19 protein-coding genes and 1 pseudogene are annotated in these 17746 nt (G+C 66.8%); 10 read left to right on the top strand and 10 right to left on the bottom strand.

What is annotated here, in order from left to right:
• Together AOK17_RS27150 and AOK17_RS52550 are read right to left on the bottom strand one after the other, a co-directional pair.
• A complete protein-coding gene (locus AOK17_RS27150) occupies window positions 1-429 on the bottom strand; it encodes an effector-associated constant component EACC1 (RefSeq protein ID WP_055615181.1) in 429 nt (142 codons plus the stop codon).
• Window positions 430-743: 314 nt separating this feature from the next.
• On the bottom strand, window positions 744-1361 hold the full coding sequence (locus tag AOK17_RS52550; RefSeq protein WP_245697387.1) for a tyrosine-type recombinase/integrase: 618 nt from the start codon (window positions 1359-1361) through the stop codon (window positions 744-746).
• A 127-nt stretch (window positions 1362-1488) separates the two neighbouring features.
• On the opposite strand from AOK17_RS52550, the gene AOK17_RS52545 reads away from it, so the two are divergent.
• The 6 genes from AOK17_RS52545 to AOK17_RS51330 all read left to right on the top strand — a co-directional run bounded on the left by AOK17_RS52545 (window position 1489) and on the right by AOK17_RS51330 (window position 6835).
• Window positions 1489-1758 (top strand): hypothetical protein, encoded by a 270-nt coding sequence (locus AOK17_RS52545; protein ID WP_245697386.1) that lies wholly within the window; start codon window positions 1489-1491, stop codon window positions 1756-1758.
• 501 nt (window positions 1759-2259) lie between these two features.
• A complete protein-coding gene (locus AOK17_RS27140; protein ID WP_245697385.1) occupies window positions 2260-2526 on the top strand; it encodes a helix-turn-helix domain-containing protein in 267 nt (88 codons plus the stop codon).
• 211 nt (window positions 2527-2737) lie between these two features.
• Window positions 2738-3970 (top strand): ABC-three component system protein, encoded by a 1233-nt coding sequence (locus AOK17_RS27135; protein WP_206190840.1) that lies wholly within the window; start codon window positions 2738-2740, stop codon window positions 3968-3970.
• 2 nt (window positions 3971-3972) lie between these two features.
• A complete protein-coding gene (locus AOK17_RS27130; RefSeq protein WP_232838371.1) occupies window positions 3973-4455 on the top strand; it encodes a three component ABC system middle component in 483 nt (160 codons plus the stop codon).
• A gap of 43 nt (window positions 4456-4498) precedes the next feature.
• Entirely contained in the window at window positions 4499-6454 is a 1956-nt protein-coding gene (locus AOK17_RS27125) for a DUF3732 domain-containing protein (protein WP_055615177.1), read from the top strand.
• Between the two features lie 240 nt (window positions 6455-6694).
• Window positions 6695-6835, top strand: a complete 141-nt coding sequence (locus AOK17_RS51330; RefSeq protein WP_169801953.1) for a hypothetical protein — start codon at window positions 6695-6697, stop codon at window positions 6833-6835.
• Window positions 6836-6903: 68 nt separating this feature from the next.
• Here the strand turns inward: AOK17_RS51330 and AOK17_RS27120 are convergent, their stop codons facing one another.
• Window positions 6904-7293, bottom strand: a complete 390-nt coding sequence (locus tag AOK17_RS27120; protein ID WP_055615176.1) for a guanyl-specific ribonuclease — start codon at window positions 7291-7293, stop codon at window positions 6904-6906.
• Between the two features lie 263 nt (window positions 7294-7556).
• Here AOK17_RS27120 and AOK17_RS27115 point away from each other — a divergent pair, with 263 nt between their 5' ends.
• Both AOK17_RS27115 and AOK17_RS27110 read left to right on the top strand, forming a co-directional pair.
• On the top strand, window positions 7557-8444 hold the full coding sequence (locus AOK17_RS27115) for a hypothetical protein (protein WP_055615175.1): 888 nt from the start codon (window positions 7557-7559) through the stop codon (window positions 8442-8444).
• Window positions 8445-8845: 401 nt separating this feature from the next.
• On the top strand, window positions 8846-11347 hold the full coding sequence (locus AOK17_RS27110; protein ID WP_055615174.1) for an AAA family ATPase: 2502 nt from the start codon (window positions 8846-8848) through the stop codon (window positions 11345-11347).
• 444 nt (window positions 11348-11791) lie between these two features.
• On the opposite strand, the gene AOK17_RS27105 is transcribed toward AOK17_RS27110, so the two are convergent.
• The 6 genes from AOK17_RS27105 to AOK17_RS52535 all read right to left on the bottom strand — a co-directional run bounded on the left by AOK17_RS27105 (window position 11792) and on the right by AOK17_RS52535 (window position 15943).
• Window positions 11792-12103, bottom strand: a complete 312-nt coding sequence (locus AOK17_RS27105) for a hypothetical protein (RefSeq protein ID WP_055615173.1) — start codon at window positions 12101-12103, stop codon at window positions 11792-11794.
• A 121-nt stretch (window positions 12104-12224) separates the two neighbouring features.
• Window positions 12225-12683 (bottom strand): hypothetical protein, encoded by a 459-nt coding sequence (locus AOK17_RS48900; protein WP_079053308.1) that lies wholly within the window; start codon window positions 12681-12683, stop codon window positions 12225-12227.
• Window positions 12684-13081: 398 nt separating this feature from the next.
• The gene (locus tag AOK17_RS27095; RefSeq protein ID WP_055615172.1) at window positions 13082-13798 is read right to left on the bottom strand and encodes a ParA family protein; all 717 of its coding nucleotides are present in this window, start codon (window positions 13796-13798) and stop codon (window positions 13082-13084) included.
• Window positions 13799-13971: 173 nt separating this feature from the next.
• Window positions 13972-14541 (bottom strand): helix-turn-helix domain-containing protein, encoded by a 570-nt coding sequence (locus AOK17_RS27090; protein ID WP_425424638.1) that lies wholly within the window; start codon window positions 14539-14541, stop codon window positions 13972-13974.
• Window positions 14538-15182, bottom strand: coding sequence for a helix-turn-helix domain-containing protein (locus AOK17_RS52540; protein WP_245697384.1), 645 nt, complete (start codon window positions 15180-15182; stop codon window positions 14538-14540). The genes AOK17_RS27090 and AOK17_RS52540 overlap by 4 nt, the downstream gene beginning before the upstream one ends.
• On the bottom strand, window positions 15182-15943 hold the full coding sequence (locus tag AOK17_RS52535) for a hypothetical protein (protein WP_245697383.1): 762 nt from the start codon (window positions 15941-15943) through the stop codon (window positions 15182-15184). Before AOK17_RS52535 ends, AOK17_RS52540 begins: the two co-directional genes overlap by 1 nt.
• Before the next feature lie 507 nt (window positions 15944-16450).
• Here AOK17_RS52535 and AOK17_RS27080 point away from each other — a divergent pair.
• Window positions 16451-16588 (top strand): annotated as a pseudogene (locus AOK17_RS27080) (ribonuclease domain-containing protein); the annotation flags it as partial.
• 39 nt (window positions 16589-16627) lie between these two features.
• On the opposite strand, the gene AOK17_RS27075 reads toward AOK17_RS27080, so the two are convergent.
• Window positions 16628-16831, bottom strand: coding sequence for a hypothetical protein (locus AOK17_RS27075; protein WP_055615170.1), 204 nt, complete (start codon window positions 16829-16831; stop codon window positions 16628-16630).
• Between the two features lie 179 nt (window positions 16832-17010).
• On the opposite strand from AOK17_RS27075, the gene AOK17_RS27070 reads away from it, so the two are divergent.
• The coding region (locus AOK17_RS27070) for a histidine kinase (protein WP_169801952.1) at window positions 17011-17746 on the top strand (736 nt) is incomplete at its 3' end.

The following is a 17746-nucleotide window of genomic DNA, read 5'->3' as shown; positions in this document are numbered from 1 at the left end:
TCAGCCTGCCGTCGTGGTGTTGCCGAGGCCCTCGCCGTGGGAGGTGTCCCCGTTCGCGGGGAGGGAGCCGTTGGCCAGGAACTGTTCAAGGCGCTCGGCGTCCTCCCGGGCCTCGCGGCCGGTGATGCGCAGGGTGGCTCCGTCGGGGCGGGTCGCGACGATGGTGCGCTGAGGCACCTTGGCCAGCCATACCTGAACGCAGGCTGCCGCCAGCGATCCGGCACTCAGCACCAGGCCCACGACCCCCACGACGTCGCCGCCCTTGTGGGTGCTCACCGCGGGACCGGTCGAGGGCAAGCGCAACGAGGCCGTCGGGTCGGCCTCCGATACCTGGGCCAGCAGTTCGCGGGCGTCGCTGCGCGCCCTCAACGGATCGTCGTCGATCACAGAGATCAATAAGTGCGGCCGGTCTTTGCTGTCGTTGCTCACGCGTCCCCCTGCGCTGTCAGCTGTCGACTCAGGTGCTTGGGGAAACTACCGGAGCAGCGGGACGAAGAAACGTGCACTTCCGGAATCTGCCGAGAGTTGACGCGAAAGCTACTTCGCTCCCGCAGACGGTGTCAGCCGGTCGGAGGAGGCGGGGAGGCGTGCAGTCCTTCCCGCCGTGCGGCCGGGCCGGCCCGCTGGATCGCGCGTATGAGCCCGGCTACGGGCCGTCCGGGGGAGCCTTGGACGGCCCGTCGCTGTACTTACGTTGGGAAGCCGGTTACGACTCGCGTTCGCACGCGAGGGCCCGGTCAAGCTCAAGCAGCCCAATCGGCGTCCTCGATGGCCGAGAACGCGATGCCGAAGACCGTGACCGTGACTGCCTCTACCGCCAATGGCGGATGGGCGTAGGTGTCCCAGGTCTCGGAGAACTCGGCGTGCCGGGAGAGTGCCTGCACGGTCTTTGGATCGTGCTTGCCGGAGCCGCCGAGCGTAGTGGTGTAGAAGTGCTTGAGATCATGGAAGCGAGTTCGCTCCGGAAGTCCGGCCTGGCTCACGGCCCTTCGCCATTTCTGACGGAAATCGCTGGGAAGGACGGGGCGGCCGGACCGGTTGGTGACGATCAGGTCCTCGCCCACCGGTTCCACGGGGCCGCGCTCCTGGCAGGTGCGTCCGGCGTGGGGCAACGCGGGCTCTGGCCCGGAGAAACGTCTCGTGTGCTGGGCCAGCCGCTCGATGAGGAAACGATCCACGGGCAAGGTGGCATAGCTGGCTTTGGTCTTCAGGCGTACAGCCTTGCCGCGCTGGCGCTGCTCGACGATGCGCAGCAGGCCGGCCTCCCAGACCACCAGCCCTCGTCTCATCCCGAGCGCTTCGCCCAGACGCAGGCCGGCGCAGGCACCGAGCCAGACCAGGACCTCGTAGCGGGGCGCCACCTGCCGCATTGCCGCTGCGACCGCAGCGACGTGTGCGCAGGACAACCTTGACGCGTGGCGGGACCTTCGGCAGTTCGATCCGCGCGACGATGTTGGACGGAAGCGAGACATCCTCGTCGGCCATGTAGTGCAGGAGAATGCGCCAGGTCTTGAAGATCTGGACGACCGTGGCAGGCGATTTGATGCCGGGCTTGTCGAGCAGATAGTCGACGAAGGTCACGGAGTCTCGGCGGCGCAGGGTGCTGGCCCGACGGTTTCCGACGAACGGCAGGACATGATTGCGGAGATGTCCTTCGTAGGCGGCGGTGGTATTGGCATTCTTCTGCCGCCTGCGCCTCCTTTCAATCAGCTGAGCCGCATAGTGCCCAACGCCCAGCAGGTCAGCGGGATTTGGTGACTTCTGGCTGTGGAGGTCTGCGAGTGCCGTGTCCAGGTGCTCGCGTGCTTCCTGCCAGGTGGCCAGGCAGGCTCTTCGTTCTTTTCCGTCGATGTCGGTGTAGCGAGCCTGCCATTGCCGGCCCCGGCCGTGATCCACGGACGGATAGAGGGGGCGCTTCCTGGTGCCGCATCGGCACGGCTCGTCGCCGCGTTCTGGTTTGGGATATCTCTTGTGCCAGCGATCGAACGGCTCGGTTGGCTTGCTCAAGTCTCCGCCCGTGGATCGGAACTGCTGCTGCATCGTGTACCAGTCGCCGAGCCCCCGTGAGGGTCTGCTGCCCCGGTTCGCGGGATGCCGGAGGCTCATCTCGGTGACGGCTGCTGCGATGGATCGCATCTCGTGAAACTGGTGTGAGTGGTGTCGGTCGGGGTGCGGCCAAAACGATGCTTTCCGCTACACCCAGTAGTTATGCACAACTGTTCATGGTGCGCCCTGATGGTGTGACGGTCGAGTCACCGTGTGCCCAAAAGTCAATCGCTGCCGGATCCGCGACTTGTGTCCCTCGGAATGCAAATCCGGCGTCTCAGAGAAGAGCGCGGCTACAGCCTGGAGGAGCTCGCCGAACGCAGCGGATTGAGCTTTCGCGGTCTGATTTACATCGAACACGGGCGGCGGAATCCAGGTGTGCTGACCATCCTGAGCATCGCCTCCGGCCTCAACGTAGCGCCCGCCCGACTGTTCGAAGACGTCTCCCCGGCGACCGGTGAGGCGCAGGCCGGGAGCTGAACGGCTCCTGCGCTGTGGAACCGTCCACGAGCGAGATGAGTTACCTGTAGCGGCGGAAGCAGGCCTCGCCCGGACACATGGAACGATGAGCGCTCCATTGCCAGCATCCGGGCAAAGGTGATAGTCGGTAGGCGCTGTAACGACGCCAAGTATCGCTTGCCGTTCCGGACGGCCTGTCACCAAGCCCTTGGCCGATCAACTAGTGGGGAACGTGGCACAAGCAGGAACGCATTCGGCGGCCGGCCAGATGATCGGGTACCTCTACCAGTGCGAGTTGGCCCTGTTGGAACTGGCCGAACGCAGCTGGGACGACCCCGCGGCTGAGGTGCGCATGGAGGTGCTCGACGACATCGAGTTCCTCCACGGCAGCGGCACTCCCGCGGAGCTGTTGCAGTCCAAGCACCGCGGTGCGGCCGGCCAGCTCAGCGAAACAGGCAAGGACTTCTGGCGCTCGGTCGCCTCGTGGATCGATGCCCTGAACACCCTCGGCAATCCCGGAGCTGAGTCGATGCCGCTGCTGCGGCTGGTGACCACACAGGTAGCCGCCGAGGGCACCTTCTACTACCTGTTGCGCCGCGGAGACCAGCGGGACGTGCCAGCGGCGCTGGCACGTATGGAAGAAGTGGCGGCCGCGGACGCTCCGAAGACCACAGCCGACGAACGCAAGATGTTCCTGGACCTGTCGCCCTCGCAGCGTTACCGGTTCGTCGACGCCCTCGTGATCAGTGATGGCGCCCCGGTGATGTCAGACCTCGACCCTAGTCTTGCCAAAGCGATGGGGATCCGGGCCAATCAGCACGACGCGGTCCTCGACCAGATCAAGGGGTGGTGGTATCGCGTGGCCGTACGGCTGTTGGAGCGCAAGGACCCTGCGCGGCGTCGGGCGTCGGTGTCGGCCCAGGAGCTGTTGTGCCGCCTCGACGAGGTGAGCGACCAGTTCGCCGGGGAGAACCTGCCCATCACCGAGGAACTGCGCCGGCTGACCACCGCGGAGATCGCCGCGTACAACGACGATCTGGTGGTCGCGCAGATGCGCTGGATCGGCCTCAAAGATCGCCGCATCGCCACCTACCTGCGCGACTACCACCACGCGCGGGCCCAGCGCTCCGAGTGGCTGCGCACCTTCAAGATCACCGAAGACGGGCTGGCGGACTACGAGCAACGGCTGTGGGACGAGTGGGACCACATCTTCGGCGACCTCACCGACGACCTCGATGACGACAGCGACGAGTCCGACAAGCACGCCGTCGGCAAGGACGTGTTGAGGAAGACGATGGACAAGGTGGCCGACGAGCCCGCGCGTCTGGGCAGCAACACCGTCGGCTGGGTGGGTCGAGGCACCATGCACAGCCTCGCCGACCGCGCCGAGTCGGACGAAGGCCCGGGCTGGCACCCCGACTTCTCATCCCTGTGCCAGAACCGCGTCAACGAGCAGGAGAAGTGACCGTGGCTTCCACCAGGCGTCTCCCGGAGGCCGAAGCCCTGCTCAATCCCGCCTTCGGCGCCTATCTGCTGGCCTGCAGCATCAACGCGGCCACCAAGACCGCGGCCCGCAATCCGCTGCCGTGGACCAGTGCCTTCCTCGTCCTGCCGTTGGTCCTGCCCGCGGACACCCGCGCGGATCTGCCGGTCAAAGCCAGCCGCACCATGGCCGCCTGGCTGACCGAACACCCTCGCCACCAGGCCGCCTTCGCCGACCGTGCTGCCGCGCTGACCGACTACACCCGAGCCAGCCTACGCACCGGCATGCGCCACCGGGCCGTGGAGATAGCCGGTCAGGGCCTGCGCTGTCCCCGAGCCCCCCGCCCTGCCACCGCAGACCACGGCAGCGAAGTCGCCGACTGCGCGCGCCGCGCGGCCCTGGTCGGACGATGGCTCGCGGCGACGGAGCCCGCGACCGCGTTCACCCTCCTCGGCGTCCGACCCTAACGCCCCATTTCTCCTCGTCCCGCAAAGGAGCTACAGACCCGCCATGCAGCTACTCGCCCTGGCCCTCTACCACCGAGATGGCAGGCCAGATCCCCGGGTCATCCGTTTCCACCCCGGGGCGCTGAACATTCTCACGGGCGAATCCGAGACCGGAAAGTCCGAAGTCCTCGACATCGTCGAGTACTGCCTGGGTCGCAAGAAGCCCAATTTCCCCGACGAGCCCATCGACCAGACCGTCGGCTGGTACGCCGTCCTGGTCACCTTCGGTACGACCCGGATGGTTCTCGCCCGGCCGCGTCCCGTCGGGGACTCCACCACCAAGGCGATGATCCGTTTTGGGGACGAGAGCCTTGAGCTGCCCCGCGGCGATGAACTGCGGCCAGACGCCGACGTCACCGCGCTGCGCAGTCAGCTCAGCGCCCGTCTGGGCATCGAGGACTTCCGTTTCCAGCCGCCCACGGGCGCGGCCCGCTATCCCTTCGATGTCTCCATCGCCCAGGCAGCTCTGTTGTGCTTCCAGAAGCAGAACGAGATCGCCAACCAGAGTGCCCTCTTCCATCGCCAGAGTGAGAACGGCATCGGTCAGGCAATCAAGGACACGCTGCCGTACTTCCTCGGCGCCGCCGGCCCCGAACAGGCCCTGCGCCGCCACCAGCTCGGCGAGGCACTGCGCGAACAGCGCGCCGCCCAACGCAAGTTCGACGATGCCCTCCGCCGCAGGGACGGCGTCGACACGCGCCAGACAGCCCTGCTGCGCCTGGCGGAACGCGAAGGACTCCTCCAAGACCTCCCGCCAGCCCTGGCCCCGCAGCAGACCCGAGCACTGCTGGACCGGGCCCTGACCGTCACACCCGTCACCGCCGACGGAGCCACCGACCTGCAAGACCGACGCCAGGCACTCAACCAGGAGCGCCGGGAGCTACGCGAGCGCTGGCAACAGCTCAACGACGCCTTGGCCATGGTCGACCGCTGGCACCAACAGGGCCACGCCTTCACCGGCGAACTCCACCTACAGCTCGACCGGCTCAAAACCCTTGAACTGCTCGGCCCCGAAGACGGAGACCAGCACGCCGACGTCTGCCCTATGTGCGCCCGCCCGCTGGACGAGCCCGACCCATCCGCAGCGGACATCACCGCCCTGACTCGGCACTTGGCCGACGAACTCACCCACGCCGAGACCCTGCAGCCCGTACGGGAAGAACACCGTCGCAGCCTGGAGAACGACCGCGACGCTGTAGCCGAGCGCCTTCGCCTCAACGGAGCTCAATTGAAAGAACTCAACTCCAGCGACGAGCGGATGAGGAACCTCCAGGACCAGGAGGTGCGAGTCGCCTTCGTCCAGGGACGCATCGCGCAGGAACGCGCCGCCACCAGCGACCTGACCGAAGACGACGTACGCCGACTTCGCAACGACCTCATGCTCGCCCAGGAACGTGTCGAGGCCCTGCAACAAATGGTCGACGAGGACGATGTCACCGCCGAGACAGAACGCCGGCTCACCGATGTCGCTGCGCTCATGACGCCCTGGGCACAGCGACTGAGCCTCGGACAAGCCGCAACAGCCGACGAGGTCCGCATCAGCCTCTCTCAGCTCAACGTCGTCGTTCGCCGCCCCGGGGGCCGACTGCCCCTGACCCGCATCGGCAGCGCGAAGAACTGGATCGGCTACCACCTCGTCGCCCACCTGGCCCTGCACACATACTTCCTTCGCGAGCGCAGGCCCGTGCCGCGTTTCCTGATGCTGGATCAGCCCACCCAGGCGTTCTTCCCCGAGAAGATCCGAGACGCCACCACCGTGGAAGACGCCGACTGGGCGGCCGTCACCAGCTACTTCAAGCTGCTGCACGACGTCGCTGAGGAAGCCGGCGGAGGCCTGCAGATCATCGTGTGCGACCACGCCAACCTGCCCGAGAAATGGTTCCAGGACGCCATTGTCGAAAACTGGCGACCTCAGGACGGCCGACGCAGGGCGCTTATTCCTGTCGACTGGCTTGAATGATCTAGCTACTCATTGACCACCGACGGTCTATGCCTGGTGTTGCTGAGGCACAGGCCAGCTGCTGGGCTGTCTCGCAGATGGCCACCGGGTTCACGACGAGCTGCCGAAACCGTTGCGATCGCAGGGCACGCCAGAGCACACTTCAATTCGCGCCCAGGACAGGAAGATCGCGAACTTTCGTTGGACGTGCCTCGCCCCGCGGCCGATGTTCTGTGGGGGGTCCGCGGGGCGAGCGCATACATGAAGCAACTGCTGGAACTACTCGGGTTCCTCGCCCTGGTACAGGGCGTCGCCGGTGGCTACGAGATCTGCGTGAGCATCGCACTGGTCGTACTGGGGATCGCGCTGTTCGCCGCCGCGGCGAGCCGGAAGCCCGGCTGAACGCGGACCGGACCTCCGGCTGGTCTCACCGCTCCTCGTATCCGCTACGAGGATCGTGCCGACCGGCTTCAGCAGCCGTAGTTGACCAGGTCGAAGGACTCGTAGTGGTCGGCTGTGTAGTAGTCCTCCTGGTTCTCCTCACCGGTGACGATGCGGCGCGCACCGCGCGTGGAGGAGCCCGGCGTGATCACGGTGTACTCGTGATAGTAGCCAGAGGACTGACTGGGCAGGACGCCTTCCCGGTTCTGGAAGACGGTCCCGTCCTGCGAGTACGGATAGGGGCCACCCTGCTCGATCAGGTCCAGGGTGTCGTGCGCCTGGGAGGGCAGGGTGCTATAGCAGATGCTGCCGACCGCGGCGGCCGCCGGAGTGGCGGTCGCGACGGTGCCGCCGACGAGGAGAGCGGACAGGACGGCGGCCGCGGCGCCGATGCGAGTGATTCGTGGGGGGAATCTCATGACCACATGATGACGCGCGTAGACAGTGGCATGTCAATGACAACCCTGGAGATTTTCCCGTCAAGTCCGATGAGTTTTCGGGAAGTTAACCTGGCTCGCAACAGCTCCATGAAGCCTCCACCTCCGAGTTGCTGGACCTCTCGGCTCAGGTCGTCAGGAGCGAGTGGGCCCCACGCTCGCTGGCTCCCACTCTGTCGACACCCGAAATGCGGTGCGCCCGCGGATCGGTTGGCCGACAATCGCCTTCTGAACAGGGAGGCGCGATGACTTCGGACATGAAGTTTGAGGACGGCACGTTGCTGCGGCTGAGGTCGCCGGAGCCGGGAGGCATGCCACCCCTGTCCCTAATGCCGGGCCTCGGCGTGCACCGGCTGGCTGTGCGGGTCGAGGTTGAACGGCTCGACGTCGCCCAAGACATCAACCAAGCCACGTTGTCGGGGGAGTTGCGGGCCGCGGGCGGGCTCGGCTGGATCGGGGCGTTCCTTCCAGTACCGGTGCCGCTGCGGACCAAGGCGAACCTAGTGTCCGTGGATTTGATCGTGCCGGTCACCTCCGAGCAGGTCCTGGAGCTGGAGAAGCACCGCAACGGCCAGGACCTGGCTGTCCAGCTCGATGTGGAGGGGGCCTTGCCGCAGAGCTCCGGGTATCCGTTCGCCCACGTCCAGGAGGAGCGGCGGGTGCCGGCCAGCGTCTGGGAGAACCAGATCGAGCAGCTAGGTCTCGCCGTGGCCTTCACGGTCACCGTGCCTTTGCCGATGAACGGTGGCCCGCTCGCTACCGCCGCAGAGCACCTGCGGACTGCGGACCGACAGATCACCGCTGGCGAGTACCCGGACGCCATCCGCGAAAGCCGACTCGCCGTCACCGCCATGCGCAAGCTGAACATCTGGCCGCAGAACAGCATCAAGAAGCGCGACGATCAGGGCCAGGACGACCGGTACGGAGTCATCCTCCAACGGCTCGCAGATCAGGCGGATGGGTACGCTGACCTGATGCAGGCTCTGTTCAACCAGCTCAGTGGGCCCCAGCACAACGACGGCGCGATCGCCAGTGCCTCATGGGTGCGATCGGATGCCATCACGCTCAACGGTATGGCGGCTTCGCTCCTGTATCGGCTTGCCGAGACGGTCCGGACTGGCGGCGTCCGGTAACTCGATCACTGCCGTCGTCCTCCCACCCGCCGGCCCATGGACGTTGTAGGCGCCTTCTGGTGTCTCGATGAGCCCCATCTCCTGCCTGGCTGCCATCAGGAAGGCCTGTAGCGCAGACCACAGGCAGCGCTACGAAGTTCTCCACGGGCAGTTCTGGATCCGCATGGGCTGCTCGCGCGGCAGCGATTTGCCTGGCGCTGCCCACCACCGCTCCTGTGCCACGGATGGTCCTAGGCCGCCTCACCACATGGGACACACGGTCTGAAGAGGACGACTTGACGGCTTCAAGGGCCGTGGACTCCATGCGCTCTCCTGGATCACCGCAGCGTCCTCGGTTTGGGCGCGATTGTCGGGCTTCGATGTCAGAATGCGTAGATCAATGCGTCACCCTAGGGGGGCAGATGAAACTGGACCGTGTCTATGTCCGGTTCTTCCGTTCGTTCAACTTCGACTACGAGCGCAAGGCCCACCGGGAGGCGAGCGCGCTGGACTGGGAACGAACCAACCTCGGGTGGTACCCGTTCGTACGGCTGGACGTCGATCCTTACGTCACCGCAGTGGTCGGCGCCAACGAGTCGGGCAAGAGCCACCTGCTCGATGCCGTCAACATGCTGTTGACCGAAGACCCCGTTGATCGTCGTGACTTCTGCCGTTACTCGGATCTGTACTCGGTGGAGCACGGAGAACGCCGCGTCTCGGATTTCGCCGGACGTTTCTCGGCTGAGACGGACGAAGACGACGAGTTGATGGAATCTCTGGGCTACTCCCGCGACGATGCGCGCGGGTTCGCCTACGTCCGTTCGGGCAGCGGAGCCTCCTTCGTGTTCACGGCAAGCAATACTGCGCGCCGTGAACTGGCAGCCGAAGAGGAGAAGACACTTCGCGCGACGTTCCCGAAGGTATTTAGGCTGGAGACGGAAGTCGCTCTGCCGGCGAGCATGCCCATCAGTCGCCTGGCCGGACAGGCCGTCGACGGTCACCCGGACCGCGCGGGCCGCCGTCGGCTTCTGGACTCCCTCCCCAAGTCCGACGTTGCCGACGCTGAGATCCCCGCCGCATGGTCCAGAATCTCCAGCTTCCTCACGCCGCCGACAGTCGATCCCGCTATTGCGCAGGCTCGTGAGAAGGAGTTCGAACTCGGGCGTAGCCTCCTGCTCGATGTCGCGCGGATCGATCCTGCCGCGTTCAGCGATCTCGACGCCGCGCTCACTGCCGAGCGCGAAGGCGAGGTCAACGCGATCATTCAGCGAATGAATGACGCCATCGCCAAACACCTCAACTTCCCGAAGTGGTGGGCACAAGATCGCGACTTTAGGCTGCTTCTGTCGCCACGCGAACGGGAAGTCGCGTTCACAATTCGCGACCGCACCGAGACCGAGTATTCATTCGCCGAACGCAGCCGAGGCCTGCGGTACTTCCTCTCCTACTATGTACAGCTCCGAGCCAACCAGCGCCCGAGCGGACGCGAGCAGCTCCTGCTGCTCGACGAGCCTGACGCCTATCTGTCCGGCGTCGGCCAGCAGGATCTCCTGCGCATCTTGGAAGAGTTCGCGAGGCCGGAAGACGCCTCACCTGGCGGACAGGTCATCTATGTGACGCACTCTCCCTATCTCATCAACCGCAATGCCGCACACCGTATCCGTGTACTGGACAAGGGCAGCCACGACGAAGGCACACGCGTTGTCACCGACGCCAGCCGGAACCACTACGAGCCGCTGCGCTCCTCACTGGGCCCATTTGTTGCCGAAACGGCATTTATCGGTGGCGCCAATCTGTTCGTGGAAGGGCTCGCCGACCAGGTCTTGCTCGCCGGCGTCTCCTCGCATCTCCGCAGCTGCGGTGCGGCCCCCAGCCAGACGCTCAACCTCAATGACGTCACGATCGTGCCCGCTGGATCGGCAGGAGCCATTCCCTATTTGGTCTTCCTGGCCCGAGGGCGGGACGAAATCAAACCACCGTGCGTGGTCTTGCTGGACAGCGACAGGTCCGGCAACGACGCGGCGTCGCGGCTCCGTAAGAGCCCGGTCGGCCGACGGGCCTTCATTGATGCCAAGTTCGTCCTTTCCGTCGGCCCATGGGTGAAAGACGTCGGCCTGGCCATCGAACCCAGCGTGGCCGTCGAGGAGCCGGAAGATCTCATTGCGCTCCCGGTCGCCGCAGCAGCTGCGCGCCGTTACGCCGAGCACGTGATCGGCCTCGAATGCGAGACCACAGCCGAGCTCACCCCGGACACCATCAAGACGGCCTTGAGCGAGAAGGCGCATGTCTGGGACGCAACAGTCAAGGCATTTACCCTGGTCTTTCCCGGAGAGCACATCGAGAAGGTCGGCTTCGCGCGTGAAGTCGTGTCAGTGCTGCATGCCACGACCACCGATGACGGGGACAGCGTGCTTGTGGAGGCTGCCGAGGCCACTAGGAGTAACTTCGGGCAGCTGCTCGGGCATCTTGCCGACCTGCTGCACGACGCCAGGACCGTTGAGGATGACGCTCAGCAGCGAGACCGCGTCGCCCGGCTCGTTCGGGGCTTCCTGCGTGATCACGCAGATGGTGTCATCCGAGATCGTGCCCGCATTCTCTTCCGTGAGATCGAGAAGGCGCTGGAAGACACAGACGCAGGTGACGCTCGTCGGATGCAGCTCGCTGACATGCGGCGCCGGTACGACCTCGGCAGTGAGCCGTTGCAGCCCGTGCCGGACTACGACAACTTCAAAGACGAGCTCGCCGCCCTGCGCTATCAGGAACGGCTTGCACATCAGGACCGACCACAGGAACCGGCGACACCCACCGAACCGCCAGCCGGCGAACCGGCCACGGCGGCAAGCACACCAAGGACAGAGCCGCAGTTGACCTCGACGGAAGCACCTGCAACGTCGCCGGCAGCGAACGGATCAACCGCAGCGTGACCGGGGCACATCAGTGGGAGACGAGCTACTCATCGATCACGGGGCTGCTCTGGTTGAACAGGGCCCCGGATCGGGTAGTTGCACGAGAGTCTGCGCAAGACAGCAGACGCCTCTTGGTAGCTCGGGGGTGCGAACCAAACCAACTACCAAGAGGCACTATTGCCGCAGCCTTCCGTGCTCGTGTGCACGGAATCCAGCCCGTCGTTCCCATCGAGAACACTGTGGACCTGCAGGAGCGTTCAGCGCGCTAGATCTCTAACATGACGGAGGTTCAGCGGCAGGTCGCCCGGGCGGTGCTGTCGGTTCCAGCCTGACTGGAGGGCCGAGGTGGCGGCCCGAGGGTTACGGCCACCGAGTGATGCTCCGCAGTGCTCAATGCCATCGACAACGATGAGGCTGATCGCAGACTCCACACAGCGTACTGAAGTCGCGCCAGCCGAGTGATCACCGTTTCTCTGCCTTAGACGGGACGAGGTCGGGTGGGTAGCCCTTGGCGCGCAGGAATGAGTCGAGGGCTATGGCGACGATGTCGCCGTGCTGGACAGCGTGATCCGCGTGGTACCGGCGGATCCTGCGTTGAAGTTGGAGGGCGTCGGGGACGGCATAGTTGATCTGACCACGAGTGGTATGCCGGCCAGCGATGACCTTCATAGTGTCTGGGTGCGGCGTCAACGACTCGTCGGTCTGGTCGGATTGTGCGTCGAGCACGTCGGCCAGTTCGCGCAGCTGGCGGGCGTAGCGTGGGAGATCGGGCATGGGCGCTCCGGTTCGGTCCACTAGGCGGCTAGTTAGCCGCCTAGTGGACTATGGGAATAGTCGGCGGGGCGGGTGTTCGTGAACAGGTTGAGCGTTCGCGGACACCCTGGATTCGTGCGGGTCAGAAGCCGCGGGCAGTGAGCCACTCGTCCAATGCGACCGCGACAATGTCGCCAGTCGGCAGGTGATCGAGTTCGTTGTCCAGCGCGAAGCGCTTGATCCGCCTTTTGAGCTTCAGCGCGGCGGGGACCGACGAGTCGAGGCTCTCGCGCGTGATGATGCGCTGGTTGAGTACGACGGCCGTCTCGGGGATTGCCTTGGGCCGGCCGGGTCCCTGAGCCCAGGGGGTTCCCTCGCTGGGCGCTGCCTCCGACCGACCGTGCTCCTGGTGGGTGCCTGGAGCATCGGTCCTCGCCGGGAAGGCAGTGCCACCTGGGACCGCAGAAGCGGCCGGACGGACGGCAACCTCGAAGGTCGGCGACACTCCAGCGGCCGTGGGTGCAGCGCGGGACAGATCTGCCTGCGGGATCTGCTGGGTGGACTGAACTTCGGCTGCTGCTGGCTCGGGAACGCGGGCCATGAATTGTTCGTTCCCCTGCGCCGAATGCCCAGCGGGAACCGACTGCACCTCAGGCATTCCAGGGGCAGGGCGACCCGACTGGGAGGCCGGAGCCTGGACGGGGCCGCTCGGTGCAAGGCCGGTGGCCGCAGGGGCCTGAGGCTTCGGCAATTCCAGGGGCAAACCCGTCCGTTCGCCCTGTGCCCTTGTCTCCGCGGGAGCAGCGGGACGGTCCTGGGCCTCGAGCTCATCGGCTGCGGGGTGGCCCGTGGCCTGTGCGGTGGCCTGTTCGGCGGCGAACTGCTCAGGCGTGAGCTCGGCGGCCGGGGGTGGGGGTGGCGAGGTCGTCTTCTTGGCCCCGCCCAGGGCGCGACCTCCCGTGCGGCGGGCCGGAGGCCTCGGCCTCTCGTTCTTCTCGCTCATGCCTCGGTCAGCTCCTTCATCAGGTTGGCGTACTCGCTCAGTTCGGTCGGGATCTCGCCGAAGGCCTCCATGTAGTGCACCCAGGAGTGGATGGTGGTCTCGGCCAGCGGGAACGGTTCGTCGCGGTCCGGGCCGATGCCCTCGCCCTCGGCGGGCTCCAGCAGCTGCTCCTTCGCCCGGCTGGGCAGGCTGGTGCGGTCGTCGGCCTTGACCATGACGACGTGGGCGGTGACGCCGTGCTCGTTGCGGGCGGCGGCGCGCTCGGCCTCGTCGAAGGTGGCCACGAGCTTGCGGCGCTCGATCTTGGTGGGGGCGACCGGGACGAGCAGCAGGTTCGCCTCGGTGACAGCCTCGTGGAAGATGCGGGCGCTGCCGCCGCCGGCGTCGACCACGATCGCGCCGAACTCGGCCCGCTTGGTGCGGATGTACTCGGCGATGTCGTCGAACGGGTACCGCTCGATGACCAGGTTGGCGGGGATCTCGAAGCCGGCGGCCTGGGCGACCTTGAACCAGTCGTAGGCGGACTGGCTGGTCGCGTCCGCGTCCAGCAGCAGCGTCGGCAGGTTGAGGACGACGGCGTAGTAGAGGGCGATGAACCAGGCGGAGGTGGTCTTGCCGGTGCCGCCCTTGAGCATGCCGACGACGATGACGAAGGAGTCCCAGGCGCTGGCTGTGGCCGCGGCCAGGGTTTTGGTACGGGTGTTCTCACTCACGTGTGCTTGATCTCCTGAATCGGGAAGGGTGCGTTGGCTTACGGGCGTCGATGGCCGCCCGGTGTCGGTTGTCTGCAGCGATGGAGGGGCCCGTGCTGCAGCGCTGTGTTCGGGTTTACGTACCGTCGGCCGCTTGATCTGCCGGGCCCGGCCGAGGACGCCTGCCGGGGCTCTCATGACCGCTTCTTCGGGGTGCGGGCGGGGCCGTGGTGGTGCTTGGGCCGCATGCGGGTGCCCGCTTGGTGGAGGAGCCGGTAGACGGTGCCGATGGAGTAGTTGCACTCCTTGGCGAGGTCCGGCACGGTGGCGCCGGCCTCGTATCGCGCGCGGAGGGACAGCGCGAGCTTCTTTCGCCGTGCGGCATCGGCTGCGGAGCGGATGCGGAGTGTCTGCTGGGTGGTGCGGGGCGTGCCCCCGGCCTCGATCAGCAGCCGCCGGGCGGCACGTCGCGTTACGGATCCGGCTACGGCCAACTCCGTGAGCGTGGCGCCCTGTTGCTCGTAGAGGCGGCGCAGACGAGCTGCGAGATTGCGGCGGGCTTGCCCGTCGCGCATTCTGCGGGTCTGCCACGAGGTGCGCATCACGGTCTCGGCCGCGCGCAGGCGGTTGAGGACCGTGCCGTACGACAGGCTGCTGGCGGCGACGAGTTCGGTGACCGTGGCGCCGGACTCGTACTGCTCGCGCAGGCCTTGAGGGGTGACGGATTCACTCTCGGCGTCGGCGGGTGGTGGTTGTGGGTTCACGCGGCGGAGTTCCATTCCCTGAGGGCTTCGGCATGGGCAGCGGCCAGCTCGCCGTAACTGCGCTGGTCAGCAGCGGTGATGAGGAGCAGTCGGCCATCCGTCGCGACGCGCCAGTCGGCGGAAGGGCGGCCGGTGGCCGGGTCGAGGACACTTCCGTCCGGGCTCTGCCATGCGGACGGGATCTCATCGGGCCGGGGTGCCGGGACCAGGACATGGCGCCCGTCGCGGACGATCACCGTGGCTTTGCTGCGGTGTTCCGCGCGCCGGTCCAGCACCTCCCGGTATGCCGCTCGCTCGACCGCGTGTAGAACCTTGCGCCGGAGGGCGACGCCCGCCGTGCCGTAGCACTGGGCGATGCCGTCCCAACCCTGTGCTGGCCAGGTGCCCGGTTCCGTGGCGGCATCCAGAGAGCTGTCGCCGAATCCCTCCACCACACGTGGGGCGAGAGCCCAGGTCTCACCGATGTGCTCGACGAGACCGTGGTCGACCAGGCGCCGCAGGGTCCGGTAGGCAGTGGCACGGGACACGGAGGCCGTACCGACAAGATCGCTGACCGTCTGAGCGGGCCGGACGTGCAGCGCCCCGATGATCATGAGGGCGGAGCTGCCGAGGCCGCGGTGGGCGAAGGCGTCGTGGCCCATCAGGCGGGCGATGACGGCGGAGTCGATCTCGGCCGTCGTGACCGTCTCAGGGGTGGTCCACTCCTCAAGTGCCAGGTCGGGGGGTACTGAGTGGTCCAGAAACGAGACAGCGAAGCGCAGCCACGGCGGCCACTTGTGCTGCCGTGGTCGAGATACCAGGAGGAGCCCTCCCGGCCGTGCCCGACCCGCAGCCGACGCAGCCAGCCCCCAGGCTTGAGGACCGTCTCGTAGACCACGCGCAGCGTCGTGCGGGAGATCCCTGCTTCCTCCGCGGTCTGCCGCTCGCTGGCGTGGTGCAGCGGGCCACCAGCAATCTCGGCGAAGTTCAGATGGGCCCGCAGCACCCGCAGCGCGGTCCGTCCCCGCTCACCGCGCCAGGGCGTGGTCTCGATGCGGTCGCGCAGCGCGGCGAGAACCTCATACGCGTGGTGCCGTGACTCGAGCACGCTTGAGCTGCTGACCGCGGCCGAGGCGCTGGCCCACACCCGACGGATGTAGTCCAGGGCGCGGGCCTGCCCCGAGCGCACTGCGATGTGCTGGGCGTGCCGGCCGCCCTCGTGGTCGGGGTTTAGCAGGAGCAGGGTCAGCTCGTCGATGCTGCCGCCGGCCCGGGCGACATGGCAGGCGATCGCCGCCGTGATCCGGTGCCCGTGCCCGGCCGCACCCTCCCGGTCCTGGCGTACGACCACGGTGCGGCCGTCGGAGCCAAGCCTGCTGTAACTGCCTGTTGCGTACCGGCCGGTGAGATCCCCTAGGAGCACGAGTTCGGCGGCTGCCGGACGAAGGCGGTGAAGGCCGAGTCGGCCGAACGGGTGAGGGATCTGCCGCTGTGGTTCTGCCTGATGACTGTGGTGTGGCACGGTGAGGTCGTCTCGCAAAGACAAGGGCGCCACCCAGGCCCGCTAAAACCACGGGTGGTACCCGGAACCGACCTCCGATCGGTGCCAGCGATGCCTCCAGGATTGCCGTCCTGGAGGCATTCGTATGCCTGGCCCCGCTCTGGAGGCAGGCGTCCCCATCGCAACTCGACCAAGGCAGGAACAGAGAGCCGTCGAGGTCACCGCTCCTGATCGATCTCCGTCAACTCGGGTCTCTCGGAGGCAAGTTGCAGAGGGATCGCCTCTGACTGCCTCTGAGCGACCTGGGTCGAACCGGGGTCGATTCAGAGCGTTTTCCTCTGACTGCCTCCGATCGTTTCTGCAACCCGTCCTAGCAGGTCACAGCCGTTTCGACCTTCATAAGCCCAGGTCAGATGGGTGTGGTCGGATTACCACGAGTACACGGTGATCACGCCCGGTTCGTCCACGCGCGGTGCGCGTCGCATCGTCACCGGCAACAGGAGCCAGGAGGACTACTACACCTCCGACCACTACGCCTCGTTCAAGCTGGTCAACTACAGCTGCTGACCGGGACGAGGTGTTTGCCGGAAGCCCGGTCCCGGCTCGTCAGGTCTTCCGGCTCTCGGCCGCCGCGAACAGTGCGAACGCCAGCACGAGCAGTGCGACGCTCCCGTAGATCTCGCGGCCGTCGAGGAAGTCGAGCCGTTGTACGAGGCCCCAGCCGCGCAGCCAGCCGGTGAGCTCGTACACCAGGCCCGCGACGCCCTGAACGAGGGCGATCACACCGAGAAACTCCAGCACCTGCTTCATACAAGGATCCTCGCCCCGCGGACCCCCCACTCTCATCGGCCGCGGGGCGAGGTACGTCCGACGGAAGTCCCCGACCGGTTCGCCGCGCCTGCGTCCAAAGTCGGTCGTGCGGCTACTTTGGTCGGTGATCAGGCGGCAGGGGCGGTGCGAGCGGACAACGATGCGTAGATTTGTCGACTGTGAGTGATACCGCGCCACTGCCGAAGCCCCCGCCCGACCCCGGGCGCCGGTGGTTTCTGCCGTCGGCGGTCACCGCCGAACTCGACCCCGACCCCGATCAGTCCGGCCGGAAGAGGCGTCCCAAGCGCACCGCGCGCGACTGGCTCGTCGACTTCGCCTGCTTCCTGATCGCCGTCGCGGTGGGACTGATCGGCGCGGACGAGATGTCCGGGAACACCGACATCCCGTACGCCCTGCAAGCCGTGGACCAGTGGCTCGGCGCGTTCGCCTGCGCGGCGGTCTGGCTCCGGCGGCGCTGGCCGGTCGGCCTGGCCGTGGCGATGGTCCCGGTCTGCTTCATCTCGAACACCGCGGGCGGCGCGGGCCTGGTCGCCCTGTTCACGGTCGCCGTGCACCGGCCCTTCAAGTACGCAGCCTGGACGGGCGGCGCCTCCGCCGCGCTGCTTCCCCTCTTCTACTGGCTGCGCCCCGATCCCGAGGTCCCGTACGTCCTGATCGTCGCCCTCGGCTGGCTGCTGACCGCCACGGTGGTCGGCTGGGGCACGCTCGCGCGCTCCAAGCGCCAGCTCATGCTGAGCCTGCGGGACCGCGCGCGGCGGGCCGAGACCGAGTCGGCGCTGCGGGCCGAGCAGGCCCAGCGGCTGGCCCGGGAGGCGATCGCGCGCGAGATGCACGACGTCCTCGCCCACCGGCTGACCCTGCTCAGCGTGCACGCCGGGGCGCTGGAGTTCCGCC

It is taken from the genome of Streptomyces phaeochromogenes, assembly GCF_001418655.1.
Lineage (GTDB): Bacteria > Actinomycetota > Actinomycetes > Streptomycetales > Streptomycetaceae > Streptomyces > Streptomyces phaeochromogenes.
This window is presented reverse-complemented; position numbering and strand designations above follow the sequence as displayed.

Bases quoted from the DNA above. Each gene is read 5' to 3' on its own strand.
- AOK17_RS27120 (WP_055615176.1), bottom strand. From the start codon at position 7,293: ATGAGATTCCCCCCACGAATCACTCGCATCGGCGCCGCGGCCGCCGTC.
- AOK17_RS48900 (WP_079053308.1), bottom strand. From the start codon at position 12,683: ATGGCCCGCGTTCCCGAGCCAGCAGCAGCCGAAGTTCAGTCCACCCAG.
- AOK17_RS27075 (WP_055615170.1), bottom strand. From the start codon at position 16,831: ATGAAGCAGGTGCTGGAGTTTCTCGGTGTGATCGCCCTCGTTCAGGGC.
- AOK17_RS27110 (WP_055615174.1), top strand. From the start codon at position 8,846: ATGAAACTGGACCGTGTCTATGTCCGGTTCTTCCGTTCGTTCAACTTC.
- AOK17_RS27115 (WP_055615175.1), top strand. From the start codon at position 7,557: ATGACTTCGGACATGAAGTTTGAGGACGGCACGTTGCTGCGGCTGAGG.
- AOK17_RS27105 (WP_055615173.1), bottom strand. From the start codon at position 12,103: ATGCCCGATCTCCCACGCTACGCCCGCCAGCTGCGCGAACTGGCCGAC.
- AOK17_RS51330 (WP_169801953.1), top strand. From the start codon at position 6,695: ATGAAGCAACTGCTGGAACTACTCGGGTTCCTCGCCCTGGTACAGGGC.
- AOK17_RS52540 (WP_245697384.1), bottom strand. From the start codon at position 15,182: ATGGGCCACGACGCCTTCGCCCACCGCGGCCTCGGCAGCTCCGCCCTC.
- AOK17_RS27125 (WP_055615177.1), top strand. From the start codon at position 4,499: ATGCAGCTACTCGCCCTGGCCCTCTACCACCGAGATGGCAGGCCAGAT.